This window comes from Amycolatopsis sp. (genome assembly GCF_035276945.1).
Classification (GTDB): Bacteria; Actinomycetota; Actinomycetes; order Mycobacteriales; family Pseudonocardiaceae; genus Amycolatopsis_E.
On the sequence record NZ_DATELF010000046.1, the window covers coordinates 103,056 to 117,593 of the forward strand.

Annotated in this window: 18 protein-coding genes and 1 pseudogene; 11 read left to right on the plus strand and 8 right to left on the minus strand. The window is 70.4% G+C overall.

Annotated features, from left to right (window positions below):
• Positions 1 to 36 precede the first annotated feature (36 nt).
• Positions 37 to 456, minus strand: a complete 420-nt coding sequence (locus VJT49_RS07320) for a DinB family protein (protein WP_414635858.1) — start codon at positions 454 to 456, stop codon at positions 37 to 39.
• A 10-nt stretch (positions 457 to 466) separates the two neighbouring features.
• Between VJT49_RS07320 and VJT49_RS07325 the strand changes: the two genes are divergently transcribed.
• The 3 genes and pseudogenes from VJT49_RS07325 (at position 467) to VJT49_RS07330 (ending at position 1,021) form a co-directional block, all read left to right on the plus strand.
• Positions 467 to 670: a hypothetical protein gene (locus tag VJT49_RS07325; RefSeq protein WP_324163945.1), complete on the plus strand. Its 204-nt coding sequence runs from the start codon at positions 467 to 469 to the stop codon at positions 668 to 670.
• Positions 667 to 714: pseudogene (locus VJT49_RS35110) on the plus strand (hypothetical protein); the annotation flags it as partial. The gene VJT49_RS07325 and the pseudogene VJT49_RS35110, both read left to right, overlap by 4 nt.
• Positions 715 to 889: 175 nt before the next feature.
• Positions 890 to 1,021 (plus strand): hypothetical protein, encoded by a 132-nt coding sequence (locus VJT49_RS07330; protein ID WP_324163946.1) that lies wholly within the window; start codon positions 890 to 892, stop codon positions 1,019 to 1,021.
• Between the two features lie 6 nt (positions 1,022 to 1,027).
• On the opposite strand, the gene VJT49_RS07335 is transcribed toward VJT49_RS07330, so the two are convergent.
• The gene (locus tag VJT49_RS07335) at positions 1,028 to 1,693 is read right to left on the minus strand and encodes a transcriptional regulator (protein ID WP_324163947.1); all 666 of its coding nucleotides are present in this window, start codon (positions 1,691 to 1,693) and stop codon (positions 1,028 to 1,030) included.
• Positions 1,694 to 1,808: 115 nt separating this feature from the next.
• Positions 1,809 to 2,939, minus strand: a complete 1,131-nt coding sequence (locus VJT49_RS07340; protein WP_324163948.1) for a GAF domain-containing sensor histidine kinase — start codon at positions 2,937 to 2,939, stop codon at positions 1,809 to 1,811.
• Between the two features lie 177 nt (positions 2,940 to 3,116).
• Here VJT49_RS07340 and VJT49_RS07345 point away from each other — a divergent pair, with 177 nt between their 5' ends.
• The 3 genes from VJT49_RS07345 (at position 3,117) to VJT49_RS07355 (ending at position 4,362) form a co-directional block, all read left to right on the plus strand.
• Positions 3,117 to 3,329 carry a CBS domain-containing protein gene (locus VJT49_RS07345; protein WP_324163949.1) on the plus strand — a complete coding sequence of 71 codons (213 nt, stop codon included), beginning with the start codon at positions 3,117 to 3,119 and terminating at the stop codon, positions 3,327 to 3,329.
• Between the two features lie 7 nt (positions 3,330 to 3,336).
• The gene (locus VJT49_RS07350; protein WP_324163950.1) at positions 3,337 to 3,522 is read left to right on the plus strand and encodes a CBS domain-containing protein; all 186 of its coding nucleotides are present in this window, start codon (positions 3,337 to 3,339) and stop codon (positions 3,520 to 3,522) included.
• Positions 3,523 to 3,678: 156 nt separating this feature from the next.
• Positions 3,679 to 4,362: a hypothetical protein gene (locus VJT49_RS07355; protein WP_324163951.1), complete on the plus strand. Its 684-nt coding sequence runs from the start codon at positions 3,679 to 3,681 to the stop codon at positions 4,360 to 4,362.
• Positions 4,363 to 4,446: 84 nt separating this feature from the next.
• Here the strand turns inward: VJT49_RS07355 and VJT49_RS07360 are convergent, their stop codons facing one another.
• Both VJT49_RS07360 and VJT49_RS07365 read right to left on the minus strand, forming a co-directional pair.
• Positions 4,447 to 4,848, minus strand: a complete 402-nt coding sequence (locus tag VJT49_RS07360) for a ChaB family protein (RefSeq protein ID WP_324163952.1) — start codon at positions 4,846 to 4,848, stop codon at positions 4,447 to 4,449.
• A gap of 100 nt (positions 4,849 to 4,948) precedes the next feature.
• Entirely contained in the window at positions 4,949 to 5,794 is an 846-nt protein-coding gene (locus VJT49_RS07365; protein WP_324163953.1) for an SDR family oxidoreductase, read from the minus strand.
• Positions 5,795 to 5,868: 74 nt separating this feature from the next.
• Between VJT49_RS07365 and VJT49_RS07370 the strand changes: the two genes are divergently transcribed.
• Both VJT49_RS07370 and VJT49_RS07375 read left to right on the plus strand, forming a co-directional pair.
• Positions 5,869 to 6,915 carry an NAD-dependent epimerase/dehydratase family protein gene (locus VJT49_RS07370; RefSeq protein ID WP_324163954.1) on the plus strand — a complete coding sequence of 349 codons (1,047 nt, stop codon included), beginning with the start codon at positions 5,869 to 5,871 and terminating at the stop codon, positions 6,913 to 6,915.
• 112 nt (positions 6,916 to 7,027) lie between these two features.
• Positions 7,028 to 8,341, plus strand: a complete 1,314-nt coding sequence (locus tag VJT49_RS07375) for a M20/M25/M40 family metallo-hydrolase (protein ID WP_324163955.1) — start codon at positions 7,028 to 7,030, stop codon at positions 8,339 to 8,341.
• Position 8,342: 1 nt separating this feature from the next.
• Here VJT49_RS07375 and VJT49_RS07380 read toward each other — a convergent pair whose 3' ends face one another.
• The 3 genes from VJT49_RS07380 to VJT49_RS07390 form a co-directional block, all read right to left on the minus strand.
• A complete protein-coding gene (locus VJT49_RS07380; protein ID WP_324163956.1) occupies positions 8,343 to 8,564 on the minus strand; it encodes a DUF5703 family protein in 222 nt (73 codons plus the stop codon).
• Positions 8,561 to 9,595: a hypothetical protein gene (locus VJT49_RS07385; protein ID WP_324163957.1), complete on the minus strand. Its 1,035-nt coding sequence runs from the start codon at positions 9,593 to 9,595 to the stop codon at positions 8,561 to 8,563. Before VJT49_RS07385 ends, VJT49_RS07380 begins: the two co-directional genes overlap by 4 nt.
• A gap of 81 nt (positions 9,596 to 9,676) precedes the next feature.
• Entirely contained in the window at positions 9,677 to 10,633 is a 957-nt protein-coding gene (locus VJT49_RS07390; protein WP_324163958.1) for an aldo/keto reductase, read from the minus strand.
• Positions 10,634 to 10,838: 205 nt separating this feature from the next.
• Between VJT49_RS07390 and VJT49_RS07395 the strand changes: the two genes are divergently transcribed.
• Genes VJT49_RS07395 through VJT49_RS07405 form a run of 3 tightly spaced genes read left to right on the plus strand, consistent with a single transcriptional unit; the run spans position 10,839 to position 14,467 of the window.
• Complete coding sequence (locus VJT49_RS07395; RefSeq protein WP_324163959.1) at positions 10,839 to 11,675, plus strand: undecaprenyl-diphosphate phosphatase; 837 nt, start codon at positions 10,839 to 10,841, stop codon at positions 11,673 to 11,675.
• A gap of 21 nt (positions 11,676 to 11,696) precedes the next feature.
• Positions 11,697 to 12,422 (plus strand): histidine phosphatase family protein, encoded by a 726-nt coding sequence (locus tag VJT49_RS07400; protein WP_324163960.1) that lies wholly within the window; start codon positions 11,697 to 11,699, stop codon positions 12,420 to 12,422.
• Positions 12,419 to 14,467 carry a M3 family metallopeptidase gene (locus VJT49_RS07405; protein WP_324163961.1) on the plus strand — a complete coding sequence of 683 codons (2,049 nt, stop codon included), beginning with the start codon at positions 12,419 to 12,421 and terminating at the stop codon, positions 14,465 to 14,467. The genes VJT49_RS07400 and VJT49_RS07405 overlap by 4 nt, the downstream gene beginning before the upstream one ends.
• The last annotated feature ends 71 nt before the right edge of the window (positions 14,468 to 14,538 follow it).

Genomic DNA, 14,538 nt, shown 5'->3' on the forward strand with positions numbered 1-14,538 from the left:
GAGAGGTCCGCGGTCACGCCGACGGTCCTGAAGTGTCTATTGTGGACGTCGGCGGTAGAGGTCGCGCAGGAGCAGGATCTCGCCGCCGTGGTGAATGGTTTCACGGTTGATGTGCAGGATCAGCGCGCTCAGCGGGAACTTCGCGTACGGGCCTTCGGCAGGTCCGCACGGCCTGGACAGACCGTCCTCTCCGAGGCCGCGCACGCCATCGATCCAGCGCTCGTAGGCCGCGTCCAGTTGGGCCAGCGCGGGTTTCGCGTCATCCGCGTAGTCGAAGGTGTCCAGATCCGCGGGCGGCCCACCGAAATGGGAAGCGGTCCGCGCGCCCAGCACACCCACGACGATATGCGCGATCCGCCACGCGATCGTGGTGACCGGCGGGGGATCGGGCTCGGGCCGGGCGAACTCGAAGACGTACGCGCTGCTGGTCGGGCCGACCGCGCTCGGGCCACGCATTGGCGGGCGCGTGGGCCGGTGGTGGGGGGCGGTCGGCCGGCGGCTCCGGCTCAGCGGTGACGCCTACCCGCTGCGCATCCCGATGGATCTGGTCAGCCGCCTGGACCGCACGGAGGTGCGTCTGCGGGTGTCGTCGACGGAGTCGCCCGCCGACACCTGGACGCGCGAGCACCTCATCGAACGGATTCCGGGAAGCGGGGAAGGAAGCTCATGAAGGGCGCGGAGTTGATCGGTTGTGAAGTCGTCGACCGCGACGGCAGGAGTGTCGGGCACGTGCACGACCTCGTGTTCCGGAAACAGGACCGCGAAAACGCCGCGCCGCATTTCCAGGTGATCGCACTCGAATGCGGCAAGGCCGGAATCGGTGACCGGCTCGGCTACATGCGCCCATGCGCCAGGCGATGGCGGGGCGGGGCCGTGGCCGCTCACGGCGTTGTTCCGGTGGCTCAGCCGGCACGCGCGAGTGGTCGAATGGTCCGAGGTGCGCCTCGTCGAGCCGCCCCGGATCGAAATCCGCAAGCGGATCGACGAGCTGCACCGGTCGATCGACGTGCTTCCCGCCTGATTTCCGTTACAGGCCTTCGGTGAGCGTGTCCCAGAAGGACAGCTCGTAGGCCTGCAGCAGCCGGGTCGCGCGGCGGGCCAGCGTGGGGGAGTCACCGTCGGCGATGGCTTCCTCGATGACGGCGAGCGCGGTGTTTTCGAAATCCGGCGGCGCCTGGGTGAAGAAGTCGAAGAACGCCACCGCTACGTCACTCGCGCCGTACGCTTCGCGCAACGCGGCCGCGGCCTTACCGCAGTTGTCGCCCCACGCCGCGAAATTGGCCAGCAGCGCGAGCACCACGTCCAGCCGGGAGCCGTTGAGCGCCAGCCACGCGACAAACGCCGGATACGCCTGCGCACCCGGGAGCGGCTCGTACGTGTGCAGGTCGTCGCCGGTCAGATCGAGCCATTCCGCCAGCCCGCGCAGTTTGCGCAGGGCGATCCCTTCCCCTTCGGCCAGGGCGAGAAAGAATTCGCCGGACGGGCCGTCGGGGAACCGGGCGGCGAGTTGCGCGAAGCTGCGGCGGTCACTGTGCACGATCGTGTGCTCCTCGGCGGCCAGCGCACGTAACCGGTCGTCGGGGATCGCACGCCGGCCGAGCAGGTCGAGAAACCGGTGTGACCGGATCTCGTCGGCCGTCGCGGCCAGTTCCCGGCTGATGCCCTCGACCAGCTCCACCGCGCTGATGTGCATGCGTCCTGTCTTACCGGTCGAGCCTTGTCAGCGCTACGGCTCAACTGGTTGGTTACCAGACGTCACCATCCTGCGGAAAGCAAGGTTTCGCGACGCCGGGTTTCCGGGGGTCGCGTCAGCGGAGGCCGGCGGTCCAGGTGAGGCGGGTTCCGCCGCCCGGGACCGGGTCGACGGAGCAGGTTCCGCCCCACCGGGCGGCGCGGCTGGTCAGGTTGGCCAGCCCGCTCCGGCGGGCCGGGTCCCGCGGAAGGCCGATGCCGTCGTCGAGCACGGTGAGGGAGAACCGGCGGCCGTCGCGGTCCACGGTCGCCTCGACGGTGACCGAGGTGGCCGCGGCGTGCCGGGCCACGTTCGCCAGCGACTCCCGCGCGGCGGCGAGGACGTCGATCCGCAGCGGGCCGGTGACCGCGGCTTCGAGTGGCCCGTCGAACCCGACGCGCGGCTCGAAGCCGAGCGCCGCGGCGCTCTCCCGCGCCAGTTCGAGCAGCAGGGACCGGATGCCGCCCTCGGCCGGCTCCTGCAGCGAGAAGATGCTGTTGCGGAGTTCCCGGATCGTCTCGTCGATGTCCTGCATGAACCGGCCCAGCTCCGGCCGGTTCAGCTCCCGCAGGCCGAGGCCGATCGCGAACAGCCGCTGGATGACCAGGTCGTGCAGGTCCCGGCCGATCCGGTCGCGGTCCTCCAGCACCGCGAGCCGCCGCCGGTCGTCCTCGGCGCGGGCGAACTGCACGGTGACCGCGGCGTGCGCGGCGAAATCCCGCACCAGCTCGACGTCGATGTCGGTGAACGGGACCTTGTCGCCGAACTTGGCCACCAGCAACACCCCGAGCGTCTCGGAACCGACCACCAGTGGCACGGCCACCGCGGAGTCGAGATCCTTCACGTTCGCCGGCACGGCCCCGCCCTGCTGCGCGGCGACGTACACCCCGTACTGCCGCACCACCACGGGTTCTCCCGAAGTGAACGCCTGCCCGGCCGCTGTCCCCTCGGTGGGGACCGTGAGCATGGCCAGCCGTTTGTGCTCCGGGTCCGGGGAAGCGATCACGTCGAAGACCAGCGTGGACTCGTCGTCCGGCGCGGGACGGGCGACGGCGCCGACCGACGCGCCCGAGACGGCCCTTGCCTGCTCGGCCACCAGGTGCAGCGTCCCGGCGAAGTCCTCGCCGGACAGCAGTGCGGCGGTGACCTGGTGGCAGGCCTTCAGCCAGCGCTCACGCAACGCCAGCTGGCCTTCGGTCTCGTCCACGCTCTCTCCCCGGCAGCCGCGCTCGGGCACGGTCGTTGAAACGTCCCTGACAACCTCGGCCGGCAAGAGGCCAGGATACCCGGCGCCGTTTCGGCCGCCCCGGAACGGGAACGTCAGGAACGAACCGTGCCGAAGTCAAGGAGGTAACGAACAGCGGCCCAGCTGGTGCGAGACCTGATGACGCCGAACCCGGTGACGTGGCCGCCGGACGCTTCGGTCCGCCAGGCCGCCCAACGAACGCGGGAGCAGGACATCGGCAACGCGCTGGTGGCCGAGGGCGACCGGCTGCGAAACATCGTCACCGACTGGGACATCGTGGTGCGGGGTGGTGCGGGGTGGTGCCGAGCGGGACGATCTGCCCGACGTCCACCAGAGCGACGTGTGCGGTGAAAGGGTCGTGACGGCGGAACTGACCGAACCCGCCGAGGCGACCATCGCCCGGATGCGCGAGAACGCCATTCGCCGGATCGCCGTGGTCGAGAACGGCCGCCCGGTCGGCGTGCTGTTTCCGGGCGACGCCGCACTGGAGCGGGATCCGAACTCCGTGCTGGGCGACATCAGCGCGGCGGCCGGCAACGTGTGATCCGAGCCTGATCCGACTCGGCCTCACGGCGCCCCGGGCACCTCGCCCGGGGCGCCGTGGGTGTGCGTGACTCACCCGAGACCGGTGGAGAAACGCCAGACACACGAACGCGGGCGCATGATGGAAGAAAGCCGTCGCGGGTAAGGGAGCCGTCTCATGCCGGCCTATGTGGAACTTCAGCCGCTGCTGTGGCCGATCATCGCCCTGATCTGGCTCATCGTGTCCATGTACTCGCGCACCGCGGTCCGGCGCCGCTGGCACGCTCATCCGCATCCGGCCTCGCGTCACGCGGGGCGGGTGCCGCCCGATGCCCGCTCCCGGCTGGCCGCGCACGAATTGCTGCGGGCACGCTGGGAGAAGGCCCGTGAGCGGTACGGGCGGGTCGCGGCCGCGTATGGGGAGTACGAGTCGGACGCGTTGCAGGTGCTGCGGTTGCCCGCGCTGGCCGATCCCGAGGTGCCGTCGACCGCGCGGTTCATCGACGCCTTCCACGAGGCGATGGCGCTGCACACCGATCTGTTTCCCCCGGAGGACATGGCCAGGAAGTTCGTCGCCGCCACCGACTCGGCCGCCCTCGCCTGGGACGCGGCCCGGGAGGCGGCGGAGAAGCTGCGCGCCTCCCGGTTCACCGCCGAGGAACGGGCCCTGATCGCGCAGGGCATCAAACTGCTCGAACTCGCGGAAGGCGGGACTACCCCGGCCGAACAGGAGGCCGCCTTCGGTGCGGCCCGCCAGGTGCTGGCCCGGCTGGAACGCAGCGTCGGCGGGCGGCTCGAGTGGCGGGTGCCCCGGCCCGCGCACGAGCACATCGAACACCGGGGAAAGCCGCTGCTCCCGTAATCGCCGTCGCGTCCTCCCCGAGCGGGGAGCTCAGGGAGGGCGACCCGTCACCAGCGGGAGACTCGCGGTGAGGGGCGACTCGCGCTACTTCTGGCGGGCCTTCGCGGTCTGGCGCTGGTTCGCCCGCTCGATCGCCTTGACCAGTTCGGACTTGCTCATCTGCGAGCGGCCCCTGATGTCCAGCTTCTGGGCCACGTCGTACAGGTGTTGCTTGCTGGCCGACGTGTCCACGCCGCCCGCGGTCCTGGTGGGCTTCCGGTTGGCGCCCCGCGCGGCCTGCTGGTCGGACGGGCCGCGGCGCTCCTTCGGCTCCCAGTGGTCGCCGACCTTCTCGAACGAGTGCTTGAGCGCCGCGAACGCGGTCTGGTGGGCGCGCCGGCCCTCGCCGTAGGTTTCCACGGCCGAGTCGTGCGCCTTGATCCAGGTCTCCTGCGCCTTCTTCGGCGAACGCTCCAGCGTGCTGGGCAGGACCTCACGTCCAGGCATCCGCTAGCACCTCCTTTTTCTTCGCCGTGCGGCTTCCCGTTCCGGATCAGCGCCAAACCCCGCCGGCCGCCGGATGCGCGAAGCCCTCCATGGAAAACTCCTATCCCGGATGGGTTTCGCCGCCGAGCGCGGCGATCACCTCGCCGTTGTAGTACGAGGAAAGCCGGTTCGCGGCGAGGAACACGTAGGACGGCGCCAGCTCGTCGGGATGGGCGGGCCGCCCTGCCGGTGCGTGCTCGCCGAAGGATTCGACGTGCTTTTCGGACATCGTGGCCGGGATCAGCGGTGTCCACACCGGACCGGGCGCGACGCAGTTGATCCGGATCCCCCGCGGTGCCAGTGCCTGCGCCATCGCATAGGCCCAGGCGTTGATCGCGCCCTTGGTGGTGGAGTAGTCGATGAGCTTCTTGTTGCCCCGCAACCCGTTCACCGACGAGGTGTTGACGATCACCGAACCTTCGCCGAGGTGCGGCAGCGCCCGCCGCGTCACCCGGAAACAGCTGTGGATGTTGACGTCGAAGGTGTGCAGCCACTGCTCCTCGGTCAGCTCGTCCGGCGACTCGAGTTCCGTTTGGGTGGCCACGTTGTTGACCAGCAGGTCCAGACCACCCAGGAAGCGGACCGCGTTGTCCACGACGTCGCGGCAGTGGTCGGCGCGGGCGAGATCGCCGGGCAACAGCACGCACTGCCGCCCCTGTTTGCGCACCAGTTCCGTGGTGTGCTCGGCGTCGGCGTGCTCGGACAGGTAGGCGATCGCGATGTCGGCGCCCTCCTTGGCGAAGGCCACCGCGACGGCCCGGCCGATTCCCGAGTCGCCCCCGGTGATCAGCGCGCGGCGGTCCCGCAACAGGTCCCGGCCGACGTAGTCGTCCATCTCGTCCCGGGGTTTCGGGCGCATCTCGGCGGTGCTGCCCGGGGGTTCCTGTTTCTGTGGCGGTTGGCTCATACGGCAGGTGTCCTTGATCCAGCCGGGACCAAAACCCGTGGTTGAACGCCCCCGGCACGGGTATGCCGTCCCGTATGCGAGCCGTAGTGACCGGCGCCAGCGGCAACGTCGGAACCAGTGTCATCGAAGCGCTCAGCCCCGCCGGGGAGGTCGACGAGATCGTCGGGGTGGCGCGACGGGAACCGGAGTGGACACAGCCGAAACTCCGCTGGACGGTCGCGGACGTCGGCGAGGACGACCTCGCCCCGCTGTTCCGGGGAGCCGACGTGGTGATCCATCTCGCCTGGCTCTTCCAGCCCACCCACCACCCCACCGTGACCTGGCGGAACAACGTGCTGGGCAGCATCAGGGTGTTCGAGGCGGTGGCGACGGAACGTGTGCCCGCCCTGATCTACGCGTCCTCCGTGGGCGCCTATTCGCCGGGACCGAAGGACTCGCGGGTCGACGAGAACTGGCCGACGCACGGCTGGCCCACCGCCGCCTATCCCCGGGAAAAGGCTTACCTGGAGCGGTGTCTCGACTCGTTCGAGCGCGACAACTCCGGGGTCCGCGTGGTACGGCTGCGGCCGGGGTTCGTGTTCAAGCGGGAGGCGGCCTCCCAGCAGCGTCGCCTGTTCGCCGGTCCGCTGCTGCCGGGGGCGCTGGTTCGCCCGTCCCTGCTGCCCGTGGTTCCTGACGTGCCCGGCCTTCAGATCCAGGCCGTGCATTCCGCGGACGTCGGAGAGGCCTACCGGCTGGCCGCGCTGGGCGATTTCCGCGGCGCGTTCAACGTCGCCGCCGAACCGGTCGTCGACGCGTCGGTGCTCGCCGAGATGTTCGGCGCGCGCAAGCTTTCCCTGCCGCCATGGGCGGTACGGGCCTCGCTGGCCGCCGCCTGGCGGGCCCACCTGGTGCCCGCGTCGCCGGGGCTGTTCGAAACCGTGCTGCGGCTGCCCCTGATGGACACCACGAGGGCGCGCACCGAACTCGGCTGGACCCCGCGGCACAGCGCGACGGACGCCATCGAGGAGTTTCTCAGCGGCCTGCGGGGCGGAGCGGGAACCCGGACCCCGCCGCTGAGGCCCGACGGCCTGAGCGGCCGGGTCCGCGAGTTGCGGACCCACATCGGCGGCAAGCCCTGACGTGCCAGGGCCTCCGGGCCTCCGAGGTGTCGCTCGCCGAGCCAGACCGCCTTGACCTGGAGTTTCCCGGCTGATGGGTGGCTACCGCGGGCGGGGATGATAGGAATGCCGCGTGAGCCAGATCGAGACCGCAGCCGAGGAAGCCATCACCCTGACCAGCGAGCTGATCCGGATCGACACCACGAACACGGGCGATCCGGACACTCTGGTCGGGGAGCGCAAGGCCGCCGAATACGTGGCCGAGAAGCTCGCCGAAGTCGGGTACGAGATCAGCTACATCGAGTCCGGCGGCCGTGACCGGCACAACGTGATCGCGCGGCTGCCCGGCGCCGACCCGGGCCGGGGCGCGCTGCTCGTGCACGGCCACCTCGACGTGGTGCCCGCCGATCCGTCCGAATGGTCGGTGCACCCGTTCTCCGGCGCGGTCCAGGACGGCTACGTCTGGGGCCGCGGCGCGGTGGACATGAAGGACATGGTCGGCATGACCCTGGCCCTCGCGCGGCACTACAAGCGGCACGGGATCGTCCCGCCCCGCGACCTGATCTTCGCGTTCCTGGCCGACGAAGAGGCCGGCGGCAAGTTCGGGGCGCAGTGGCTGGTCGAGCACCGCCCCGAGGAGTTCGAGGGCGCGACCGAGGCGATCAGCGAGGTCGGCGGGTTCTCCATCACCTTGAAGGACGACGTCCGGGCCTATCTGATCGAGACGGCGGAGAAGGGCATCCGCTGGATGAAGCTGCGCGTGCGCGGCACGGCAGGGCACGGGTCGATGATCCACCGCGACAACGCCGTCACCAAGCTGGCCGAGGCGGTCGCGCGGCTCGGCAACCACCGTTTCCCGTTGGTGCTCACCGACTCCGTACGCGAGTTCCTCGCCGGGGTCACCGAGCTCACCGGCTGGGACTTTCCGGAGGACGACCTCGAAGGGGCCGTGGCCAAGCTGGGCAACATCTCGCGGATGGTCGGGGCGACCCTGCGGGACACGGCCAACCCGACCATGCTCACCGCGGGCTACAAGTCCAACGTGATCCCGTCGGTGGCCGAGGCCGCCGTGGACTGCCGGATCCTGCCGGGCCGGCTGGACGCCTTCGACCGCGAGGTCGACGAAATCCTCGGGCCCGACATCGAGAAGGAGTGGATGGAGCTTCCGCCGGTCGAGACGACCTTCGACGGGGCGCTGGTGGACGCGATGACCGCCGCGGTCCTCGCGGAGGATCCGGGCGCCAGGACCCTGCCCTACATGCTTTCCGGCGGGACCGACGCCAAGTCGTTCCAGTCGCTGGGTATCCGCAACTTCGGCTTCGCGCCGCTGAAACTGCCCGCCGATCTGGATTTCTCGGCACTGTTCCACGGCGTGGACGAGCGGGTTCCCGTCGACGCGCTGAAGTTCGGCGTCCGCGTCCTGGACCGCTTCCTGCGGACGTCGTGAGTCAGGAAGCGAGGTAGTTGGCGGCGGTGGCCGGCTGGCGTCTGCGGCGGAGCCAGATCCGGCGGGTGCCGTCGGAGTAGAGCCGCACCATCGACAGCTCCCACCCGGCGAACTCGGCGTGGATCGACAACTGGGTGGCGGCCGCGCGCCGGGAGACGCCGGGCGGCAACTGCAGCCGGCGGTACTCCCAGTCTTCGTCGACCACCGCCTCCTGGTTGTTCATGGCTGGATCACCTGGATCCCTTCTCCTGTTCCCGAGCCGACGAACACCCGCGAGGTCCGCTCGTCGACACTGATCGAGTTCGGCTGGCGCACACTGGGGAACCGGTACTTCTCGACCGGCTCGCCACCGCGGACGTCGAACCCGACAACCTCGTTGCGTTCGGTGAGCGTCACCCAGGCCAGGTCGCGCTTGGCGTCGTAGGCGATCGCGTAGATCCCGCCCGGCACCGGGTAGAGCTGGCGCAGCAGCAGCGGGCTCGTGGAAAACGCGAGCAGCGCGCCGCCCCGGGTGTCGGTGACCAGCACCCGGCCGTAGGAGTCGGACGCCGCGTTGGTCGCGCCCTCACCCGCGCGCAGCCCCTCACCGATCGTGCCGCCGTCGAGATCGACCGAGAACACCGCGGTCCGCAACCTGTCGAGGACCACCGTGCCGTCCGGAGTCCGGACGATCTCGTCCGCGCTGTACAGCCCGCCGGTGACCGACTTGGCCACCTTGCCGCCGTCGAGCACGTCGATCGCCTTCCGGTCCCGCACGGCGACGAGCGTCCGGGTGCCTTCGGCGACCGCCTCCGCGGGCTGGCCCGGTACCGCGACCGTGGTGACCGCGCCACCGGGAAGCGCGATCCGCGCGATCTCGCCCCGCGCGGGAATGCCGGCCAGCACCGCACCGTTGCCGGCGCTCAACTGCTCCACGGGCCCGCCCACGGCGATCTGGACGGGTGCCGCGTTCACGTCGTCCAGCCGGTACAGCAGCACCTTGTCGCCGCCGGCGACAGCGAGCACGCGGTTCGCCTGGTCCGTGGCCATGCTTGTGACACCTGTGCCGACGTTCGCCGCGGACAACGACAGCACCGTGCCCGCGGCCGGCACGGCGGGCGCCGGGGACAGGGGAGCAGTCGCCGCCACGGGGTTCGCCACGACCTGGAGGTCGTCTCCGCCGCTCTTGCTCGAAGAGCAGCCGGTGGCCAGCAGAACGCAGGCGAGCGGGACAGCGGCCCCAGCGGCGCGCCGCCAACCTCGGGACCTTCGCACCCGACCTCCCGATCCTGCCCCGAACTGCACTCTCAGCATCCTCCACAATGCCCGCCACGTCACGTATCTGTCACCTGCTTGTCATTTCGGCCACCGCTCCGGGTAACCGAAGGCCGGTGCGCTGACGTCGTCCAGCGCGGCCCTGATCGCGGTGGGCAGCGTGATCTCCTCGGCCGCCAGCGAGCCGGTGAGCTGGGCGGTGTCCCGGGCGCCGACCACGGGAGCCACCACCTCGGGCCGGTCGCGTACCCAGGCCAGCGCGACCGCCAGGGGAGAGGTGCCCAGCCCGTCCGCGGCGGTCGCCACGGCCTCGACGATCCTGGCGGCGCGCTCGGTCCGGTGCTGCTCGACGTAGCCCGCGTAGGCCGGGGACGCCCCGCGCGAATCGGCCGGCGTCCCGGTGCGGTACTTGCCGGTGAGCACCCCGCGGCCGAGCGGCGCCCAGGGCAGCAGCCCGATCCCGTGATAGGCGGTCGCCGGCACGACCTCCCGCTCGACCCCGCGCTCGACCAGCGAATACTCGACCTGGGTGGAGACCAGCGAGGAACTCGCGGCGGCCGTCGCCAGCTGCCATCCCGCGTAGTTCGACACCCCGGTGTAGCGGACCTTGCCCGAGGTCACCGCGTAGTCGAGCGCCGACAGGGTCTCGCTCAGCGGCACGTTTTCGTCCCAGGCGTGCAGCTGCCACAGGTCGATATGGTCCACGCCCAGGCGCCGCAGCGAGCCGTCGAGCGCGGTCAGCAGCGCACCCCGGGAGGCGCCACCACCGAACGGCCCCTCGGTGCGCCGGGCCACGGCCTTGGTGGCGATCACGACGTCCTCGCGCGGCACCACGTCGGCCAGCAGCGAACCCAGGATCCGTTCGCACTCACCCTCGGCGTAGACGTCGGCCGTGTCCACCAGAGTGCCCCCGGCGTCCACGAACGCGACGAGCTGGCCGGCCGCCTCCTCGGCGTCCGTGGCCTCGCCCCAGGACATCGTGCCGAGAGCCATCCGGGAGACCCGGAGTCCCGACCGGCCCAGGTGTCGCTTCTGCATGGACAGAGAGTAACCGCGCCGCTCCCCGGTTGCGCCGAGGGTGCGGGGCAGTGTCTTCGCGGGTCTTCCGGGGGTCTTCGCGGGTCTGCGGGGCTTTCCGGGGTTGCAACCCCCGGAACCCGTCCGGGTGACCCATGGATACCCTGCGCCCCGTGCAAAACGGAACAACGACCTCAAACCCGACCCTGTCCTGGGCACGGTGATCATGGGCTGGTTCGAAGCGCTCGTGCTGGGCCTCGTGCAGGGCCTGACCGAGTTTCTCCCCATCTCCTCCAGCGCCCACCTGCGCATCACGGCCGCACTGGCCGGCTGGGACGATCCCGGCGCGGCGTTCACCGCGGTGATCCAGATCGGCACCGAACTCGCGGTCATTCTGTACTTCGGCGAGAAGATCGGCCGGATCATCCGGGCCTGGTTCCGCTCGCTGTACTCCAGGAAGTACCGGCACGATCCCGACGCCCGCCTGGGCTGGCTGGTGATCATCGGGTCCATCCCGATCGTGGTGTTCGGGCTGCTCTTCCAGGACGACATCCACCACACCTTCCGCGACCTGCGGATCACCGCGACCGTGCTGATCGTGTTCGGCGTCGTCCTGGCGATCGCCGACCGGGTGGGCGCCCAGACCCGCGACCTGGACCACCTGACCGTGCCGCACGGGCTCGGCTACGGGTTCGCCCAGGCCCTCGCGCTGATCCCGGGCGTTTCCCGCTCGGGCGGCACGGTCAGCGCCGGCCTGTTGCTCGGCTACCGGCGGGCCGAAGCCACGGAGTACGCGTTCCTGCTCGCCGTGCCCGCGGTGTTCGGCTCCGGGCTCTACGAGCTGACCAAGATCGGCGAGGGCACCGGCCCACGGTGGGGCCCGACCATCCTGGCCACGCTCGTCTCGTTCGGGGTCGGTTACGCGGTGATCGCCTGGCTGATGAACTTCATCAAGACCCGCAGCTACCTGCCCTTCGTGGTGTACCGGATCGCACTGGGCGTGCTGCTGTTCGTGCTGATGGCCACCGGGGCGCTCGACCCTGCCGCGGGTCCGCAGTTCTAGGGGAGTCGTAGGGTGGCCGGCGTGGCTACCGTGATTCTTCTCCGGCACGGCCGCTCGACCGCCAACGGCTCGGGCGTGCTGGCCGGCCGCACCCCCAACGTCGGCCTCGACGACACCGGCCGCGAGCAGGCAGGCGCGCTGTGCCAGCGGCTCAAGGACGTGCCGCTGGCCGAGGCGGTCGTTTCGCCGCTGCTGCGCTGCAAGCAGACCGTGGCGCCGCTGGTCGCCGACCGCGGGCTCGTCCGTGCCATCGACCCCCGGCTGTCCGAAGTGGACTATGGCGAGTGGACGGGGCGGGAGCTGAAGACCCTGGTCAAGGAGCCGTTGTGGCGGGTCGTTCAGGCGCATCCGTCCGCGGCGGTGTTCCCGGGCGGCGAGGGCCTCGCGGGCATGCAGGCACGCGCGGTCGCCGCCGTCCGCGAACACGACGCGCGGATCACCGCCGCGCACGGCGAAGAAGCCGTGTGGCTGCTGTGCAGCCACGGGGACGTGCTCAAGGCGCTGCTGGCCGACGCGCTCGGCCAGCACCTGGACTCCTTCCAGCGGATCGTCGTCGACCCGGCGTCGATCTCCGTGGTCCGTTACACCGAAACCCGCCCGTTCGTGCTGCGGATGAACGATCATGGGCCGGACTTCGCCGGAATAGTGCCCCCGAAGCCGAAGCGAGGTAGGAAGAAAGCATCCTCCGACGCCGAGGTCGGCGGCACGACAGGACAGAGTTCGACAGCAAGGGGCAATCTTCGATGACGCCGGATAATCCGTTCGCCACGGTCAGTGATCTGCCCTCTGGGTTGCCGCCGTTCGACCGCATCGCCGACGAGCACTTCGCGCCGGCCTTCGCCGCCGGGCTCGCCGCGCAAACCGTCGAGATCGAGGCGATCGCCGACAACCCCGAACCGGCGTGTTTCGACAACACCATCGTGGCGATGGAGCGGTCCGGACGGCTGTTGCACCGGGTGTCGATGGTGTTCTTCAACCTGACCTCGTCGGACACCAACCCCGCGCTGCAGGAACTGCAGGCCGACATCGCGCCGCGGCTGTCCGCGCACCACGACGCGATCCACCTCAACCCGAAGCTGTTCGGGCGGGTGCGGGAGCTTTACCAGCGGCGCGAGTCGCTGGGCCTGGACGACGAGTCCGCCTGGCTGCTCGAACGCGTCCACACCGACTTCCAGCGCGCCGGTGCCGGGTTGCCGGAGGCCGACCAGCGACGGCTGCGGGTGCTGAACGAGGAGCTGTCGAAGCTCAGCACCCGCTTCCAGGAGAACCTGTTGCGGGACACCAATGATCTCGCGGTGCTCGTGGACGACGTGACGGAGCTGGCCGGGCTGTCCGCCGACACCGTCGCGGCCGCGGCCGAAGCCGCGAACGCGCGTGGCGAGCAGGGCAGGTACCTGCTGAACCTCAGCCTGCCGACATCGCAGCCCCTGCTGGCGTCACTGGAGAACCGGGCACTGCGCGAGCGGCTGTTCGCCGCGTCCGTCTCCCGTGGCAGCCGGGGCAACGAGAACGACAACACCGGGATCCTGACCAGGATCGCGGCGTTGCGGGCCGAGCGGGCGGCGCTGCTGGGCCATCCGCACCATGCCGCGTATGTGATCTCGGACCAGACGGCGCGCACCTCCGAAGCCGCCATCGGGCTACTGGAACGGCTCGCGCCGGCCGCGGTCGCCAACGCACGGCGCGAAGCCGAGGAACTCCAGCGCTACCTCGAACAGGGTCTTCCCGGTGCCACACTCGAGCCCTGGGACTGGGCGTTCTACGCAGAGCGGGTGCGCAAGGCCAGGTTCGACATCGACGAGGCGACCCTGCGGCCGTACTTCGAGCTCGACCGGGTTCTCACCGACGGCGTGTTCTACGCGGCGACCAGGCTGTACGGGCTGAGCTTCACCGAGCGGCACGACCTGCCGAGGTACCACCCCGACGTGCGGGTGTGGGAGGTCTTCGACGCCGACGGCAGCCCGCTCGGGCTGTTCCTGGGCGACTACTACACGCGGGACTCCAAGCGCGGCGGTGCCTGGATGAACACGTTCGTGGATCAGTCGGGGCTGCTGGGTGAACGGCCGGTGGTGGTCAACAACCTCAACCTCGCCAAGCCACCGCGGGGAGAGGCGACCCTGCTCACCTTCGACGAGGTGACCACGGCCTTCCACGAGTTCGGGCACGCGCTGCACGCCCTGCTCTCGGACGTGCGGTACCCGACGTTCTCCGGCACCAGCGTGCCCAGGGACTTCGTCGAATACCCATCCCAGGTCAACGAGATGTGGATGCTGTGGCCGGAGGTGCTGGCGAACTACGCCCGGCACCACCGGACCGGTGAGCCGCTGCCGCAACGGCTGGTCGACCGGCTGGAAGAGTCCGCCCAGTACGGGCAGGGCTTCGCCACCACCGAGTACCTCGCGGCGGCCTTGCTGGACCAGGCGTGGCACGGGCTCACCACCGACGACCAGGTCGAGCACGTCGATCGGTTCGAGGCCGCCGTGCTGGAGAAGGCCGGGGTGGCGCTGGCGACCGTGCCGCCGCGCTACCGCAGCACCTACTTCGCGCACGTGTTCAGCGGCGGCTACTCCGCGGGCTACTACTCCTACATCTGGAGCGAGGTGCTCGACGCGGACACCGTCGAATGGTTCAAGGAAAACGGCGGTCTCACCAGGGAAAACGGCGACCACTTCCGCCGCACCCTGCTCGGCCGGGGTGGCAGCCTCGACTCGCTGGCCGCCTTCCGCGGCTTCCGCGGCCGCGACCCCGAAATCCAGCCGCTGCTCGACCGTCGCGGCCTCACCGGCGCCTGACCCCCGCCCGCGAGTTCTCCCTTCCCGGCGGTCCGAGCGGAGCCCGGGCGGCGCGAAGGGAGAACTCGCAC

Bases quoted from the DNA above. Each gene is read 5' to 3' on its own strand.
- VJT49_RS07360 (WP_324163952.1), bottom strand. From the start codon at position 4,848: ATGCCTGGACGTGAGGTCCTGCCCAGCACGCTGGAGCGTTCGCCGAAG.
- VJT49_RS07390 (WP_324163958.1), bottom strand. From the start codon at position 10,633: ATGCAGAAGCGACACCTGGGCCGGTCGGGACTCCGGGTCTCCCGGATG.
- VJT49_RS07345 (WP_324163949.1), top strand. From the start codon at position 3,117: ATGACGCCGAACCCGGTGACGTGGCCGCCGGACGCTTCGGTCCGCCAG.
- VJT49_RS07405 (WP_324163961.1), top strand. From the start codon at position 12,419: ATGACGCCGGATAATCCGTTCGCCACGGTCAGTGATCTGCCCTCTGGG.
- VJT49_RS07335 (WP_324163947.1), bottom strand. From the start codon at position 1,693: ATGCACATCAGCGCGGTGGAGCTGGTCGAGGGCATCAGCCGGGAACTG.
- VJT49_RS07395 (WP_324163959.1), top strand. From the start codon at position 10,839: ATGGGCTGGTTCGAAGCGCTCGTGCTGGGCCTCGTGCAGGGCCTGACC.
- VJT49_RS07380 (WP_324163956.1), bottom strand. From the start codon at position 8,564: ATGAACAACCAGGAGGCGGTGGTCGACGAAGACTGGGAGTACCGCCGG.
- VJT49_RS07355 (WP_324163951.1), top strand. From the start codon at position 3,679: ATGCCGGCCTATGTGGAACTTCAGCCGCTGCTGTGGCCGATCATCGCC.
- VJT49_RS07365 (WP_324163953.1), bottom strand. From the start codon at position 5,794: ATGAGCCAACCGCCACAGAAACAGGAACCCCCGGGCAGCACCGCCGAG.
- VJT49_RS07370 (WP_324163954.1), top strand. From the start codon at position 5,869: ATGCGAGCCGTAGTGACCGGCGCCAGCGGCAACGTCGGAACCAGTGTC.
- VJT49_RS07320 (WP_414635858.1), bottom strand. From the start codon at position 456: ATGCGTGGCCCGAGCGCGGTCGGCCCGACCAGCAGCGCGTACGTCTTC.